Source organism: Synechococcus sp. H55.9 (genome assembly GCF_047462355.1).
Lineage (GTDB): Bacteria > Cyanobacteriota > Cyanobacteriia > Thermostichales > Thermostichaceae > Thermostichus.
Genome location: NZ_JANSJB010000055.1, coordinates 1 through 3,384, shown reverse-complemented (window position 1 = coordinate 3,384; position 3,384 = coordinate 1). Strand labels below are relative to the sequence as shown.

General features: G+C 61.2%; 6 protein-coding genes. 4 read left to right on the top strand and 2 right to left on the bottom strand.

Annotated features, from left to right (window positions below; all coding sequences use genetic code 11):
- Window positions 1–929: nicotinate mononucleotide-dependent phosphoribosyltransferase CobT (gene cobT, locus NW857_RS08405; protein WP_414368644.1), on the bottom strand; the 929-nt coding region annotated here is incomplete at its 3' end.
- Window positions 930–1,058: 129 nt separating this feature from the next.
- Here cobT and NW857_RS08400 point away from each other — a divergent pair.
- The 4 genes from NW857_RS08400 to NW857_RS08385 all read left to right on the top strand — a co-directional run bounded on the left by NW857_RS08400 (window position 1,059) and on the right by NW857_RS08385 (window position 3,113).
- Window positions 1,059–1,382 carry a DUF1825 family protein gene (locus NW857_RS08400; protein WP_414335060.1) on the top strand — a complete coding sequence of 108 codons (324 nt, stop codon included), beginning with the start codon at window positions 1,059–1,061 and terminating at the stop codon, window positions 1,380–1,382.
- Between the two features lie 28 nt (window positions 1,383–1,410).
- Window positions 1,411–1,860 carry a Fur family transcriptional regulator gene (locus NW857_RS08395; RefSeq protein ID WP_414335050.1) on the top strand — a complete coding sequence of 150 codons (450 nt, stop codon included), beginning with the start codon at window positions 1,411–1,413 and terminating at the stop codon, window positions 1,858–1,860.
- Complete coding sequence (locus NW857_RS08390; RefSeq protein ID WP_414335049.1) at window positions 1,857–2,360, top strand: AbrB family transcriptional regulator; 504 nt, start codon at window positions 1,857–1,859, stop codon at window positions 2,358–2,360. Before NW857_RS08395 ends, NW857_RS08390 begins: the two co-directional genes overlap by 4 nt.
- A gap of 75 nt (window positions 2,361–2,435) precedes the next feature.
- Entirely contained in the window at window positions 2,436–3,113 is a 678-nt protein-coding gene (locus NW857_RS08385) for a chorismate pyruvate-lyase family protein (protein WP_414336593.1), read from the top strand.
- On the opposite strand, the gene NW857_RS08380 is transcribed toward NW857_RS08385, so the two are convergent.
- The coding region (locus tag NW857_RS08380) for a DUF4168 domain-containing protein (protein WP_414368643.1) at window positions 3,110–3,384 on the bottom strand (275 nt) is incomplete at its 5' end. The two genes, NW857_RS08385 and NW857_RS08380, sit on opposite strands and share 4 nt — an antisense overlap.

The following is a 3,384-nucleotide window of genomic DNA, read 5'->3' as shown; positions in this document are numbered from 1 at the left end:
GCCAAAAGGGGGGCAGTCCCCAGCAACTCGGCTAAGGCCACCGTATTGCCGGAGGGATCCTCGGCCACCCAGCGGGTGGTGCCTGCCACTACGTTCTCCGGGGGCCAAGGGATCCCTTGCTCTTCCCCCCAGCGCCGCATCAGGGCCAGCACCGCCAGCATCTGGGTGCCGCCCGCCAGCAGCACCGGCCCCCGCTGGGCTGCCGCCATCGCCAGTCCGGCCACAAAGGGCTGCATCGGATCCCCCACAGCGGCCACCACCTCCGGCGCTGTAGCGTTGGGCGAGAGATGGGCCAGACCTTGCCGCGCCAAGGCCAGCTTTTGGGCGTGGTTACAGACCGGGTGGCTGCTGTTGACCATGCCCTCTGCTTGCCAGCCCAGCCCCAGCAACACCGCCAGTGCCGTGGTGGTGCCCCCTGCCACACATTCGCCGATGACGCAGTAGCTCGACTCCAGCCGGGATCCCCGCTCGTACCCCTCCTGCCACAGGGATCCCACCTGTTCCAGAGATAAAGCCTGCCCCGTGCTCAAGCAGCGGGCCATCCCCCTGGCGCTTACCGTTTCTGCCCCTGGCAGCGGCTCCGGTAAACCACAGTCGAACACGCGACAGGGGATCCCCAACTCCCTCAGGACGGCGCGGCTGATCACCACCGGTGAAGGATAGCCATCGGGAGAGGTGGGCAAGCGGTGAGAATAGCCCCCCAGCAGCACCTCTCCATCGGCAAGGGCTGTGTAGCGCCGCAAGGAGGGCGTGGCGCCGGCAGCGGAGATGCCCGGCACAAGAGCTGTTTCCGTAAACCCCAGGCAGGCCAAAAACAGCGGTCGGGATCCCTGCACCCGTTGGCACCACTGCCGGGCCAAAGCCGGCTGCGTGTAAGCCTTCACACCAGGAAAGGGGAACATAGCAGAGAGCGGGGCAGACAGGCCCAAACTCCATTCTCCACCCAAGCGAAGGGCGGGATCCCGTACTGGCCGGAAAACGGCAGGGACTGCGCCCCCCAACCCGATCGGATAGGATGGGTATATCCAATACAGTTTATGCAGAGCAAACCGAAGGCCATGAGTTTTTTCGACTCGGAGATCGTCCAAGAAGAAGCCAAGCAACTGTTTCAGGACTTCCAAAACCTGATGCGACTTGGCGAGCGCTACGGCCAATTCGACCGGGAAGGCAAAAAAATCTTCATTGAGCGAATGGAAGAATTGCTGGAGCGCCAGCGCATTTTCATGAAGCGGCTGGAGCTCTCCGACGACTTTATGGCTCAGATGACCATCAAACAACTGCAAACCCAGCTTGGGGGATTTGGGCTCTCCCTAACCCAAATGTTCGACCAGATGCACCAGACCCTAGAGCGCATGAAAGCCGAGGCAGACTCTGAGCGCTGACCCCAAAGAATGACCCAGACAAAGGCTCATGTCTTCTTCCCGCCAGACCCGCAACCAGAAATTAATTCTGGAGCTGCTAGAGCAGCGCTCACAGCCCCTTTCGGCGCAAGAGATCTTTTTGGAGTTACGCAATGCCAACCACACGGTGGGTCTGGCCACGGTTTACCGAGTTTTGGATGCTCTGCGCAATGAGGGCAAGCTGCAGGCGGTCAACTTGGGGGATCAGCAAACCTACTATCAGGTTCTGCCCAGCAACGGCCACAACCGCCATCACCTGATCTGCACCGAATGTCGGCGGGTGGTGCCTCTGCCGGATTGCCCGGTGGAAGATCTGGAGGAGCAGCTTGCCAGCCGCTACCAATTTGTGATCGAGTACCATGTGCTGGACTTCTACGGCATTTGCGCCGAATGTCGTGGAAAAGGTGGGCCAAGCCCTGCTTTGCAGAGATCCCCTTGCCTCGAGGCCAGGCCGCAATGATGAACTATCTCTGGACGGTGTTGATCGGGTTGGCAGGTGCCCTGATCGCAGTCAAGCTGAGGCTGCCGGCAGGAGCCTTGGTGGGCTCGATGGTAGCAGTGGGTTTGGTCAATGTTTGGGGGGCGATCCCGATCCCCACTCCCCCAGCCGGGATCCGCTTTGTCATGCAGGTGGTGCTGGGCATCCTTTTGGGCAGCAAGCTCACTGCTGAGACCTTCTTTGCCCTGAAGGATCTGTGGCGACCGGCCCTGCTCTGTACGGTGATTGCGGTGGGCACGGGAGTTTTGTCGGGGTATTTGATCTCCCGTTGGTTGGGCATCGAGCGCCTCACGGCCATCTTGGGCACGGCGCCAGGGGGCATTTCCGATATGAGCTTGATTGCCCTGGACATGGGAGCCCAAACCAGCACAGTGGTGGTCATGCATCTGGCCCGCCTGATCAGCGTCATCGTGGTCGTCCCCTGGGTGGTACGGCTGCTGATCCAGCCGGGCACCAGCTAGGCAAGCCCCTAGAGCTGCAGCAGGGGGTGGGTTAGACTAAGGAGCGATACAGAACTTAACAACCGAACCTCCGCCTTGGAACTTTCCCCTTCTCCACTGACCTACCAGGCCGACGCCGCAGGATCCCCTTGGAGCGCTGCTCTCTGTTCTAACGTCTCCTCTGGCCAAGGCGATTGGTGGCCTCTGCAACTGCATTGGCAGGGGGAGGCAGACCCGCTACAGCCTGAGTTGGTGCAGGTGGATCCCGTGTTGCGCCTGCTGCTCTTGGGGGATGGCTTGACCACCCGCAACCTAGCTGCCTTGACCCAAGAGCCGATTCAGGCCCATCTGCTCGACACGGGCCGGGTCGATTTGCCGGCGGAGCAGAGGGCCGCCCCCCAGTCCATGCAACGGCTGGCCAAGGATTTGGCACGGCTGGGATCCCCCTTGGTGCGGCGGCGGGTTTGGCTGTGTGGAGCAACCTCTCAGCAGCCCTTGCTCTATGCCACCTCTTGGTGGAACTCCGACCATCTGGCTCGATACTTGCCCCATCCCGATTTGCCCATTGGCCAAAATCTAATCCAAGAAAAACTGGAGACCTTTCGCGATCTGCGCGGCCTTTACTATGGTGAGACAGACCCGATTGCCCGGCTGCTGCAGTGTCCTGGCCCTTTCTGGGCTAGGCATTATCTTTTGCTGCACCGAGGCCAACCTTTGACGGTTATTTACGAAGTTTTCTCCTCCCGCCTGCAGGCCAGGGTCTTGTCGGGCTAGAGCGACATCCAGCGGCGCACGGCTGCGGTGACTGCGGCTGCTACACCCGGATCCGACTGGGCGCTGGCAGAGATGCGGTGATAGTCCTCTGGGGTCAGTTGATGGGCGGCGATGACCTTGGCGGCTGCGGTTTCAAACTGTTGTTCAATTTGCCGACGTTCCTCGCTGCCGTTGGCCTGCTGCAGGCGATTTGGGTGGCCGCCAGAAGGGGCTGCACCGCCAGAAGAGCGCGGGCGAAGCGGTCGATCTGCTCTGGGGAAGGCTTCAAGAA

Excerpts from the sequence above, each read along its gene's own strand:
- NW857_RS08400 (WP_414335060.1), top strand. The coding sequence starts at position 1,059 with ATGAGTTTTTTCGACTCGGAGATCGTCCAAGAAGAAGCCAAGCAACTG.
- NW857_RS08390 (WP_414335049.1), top strand. The coding sequence starts at position 1,857 with ATGATGAACTATCTCTGGACGGTGTTGATCGGGTTGGCAGGTGCCCTG.
- NW857_RS08395 (WP_414335050.1), top strand. The coding sequence starts at position 1,411 with ATGTCTTCTTCCCGCCAGACCCGCAACCAGAAATTAATTCTGGAGCTG.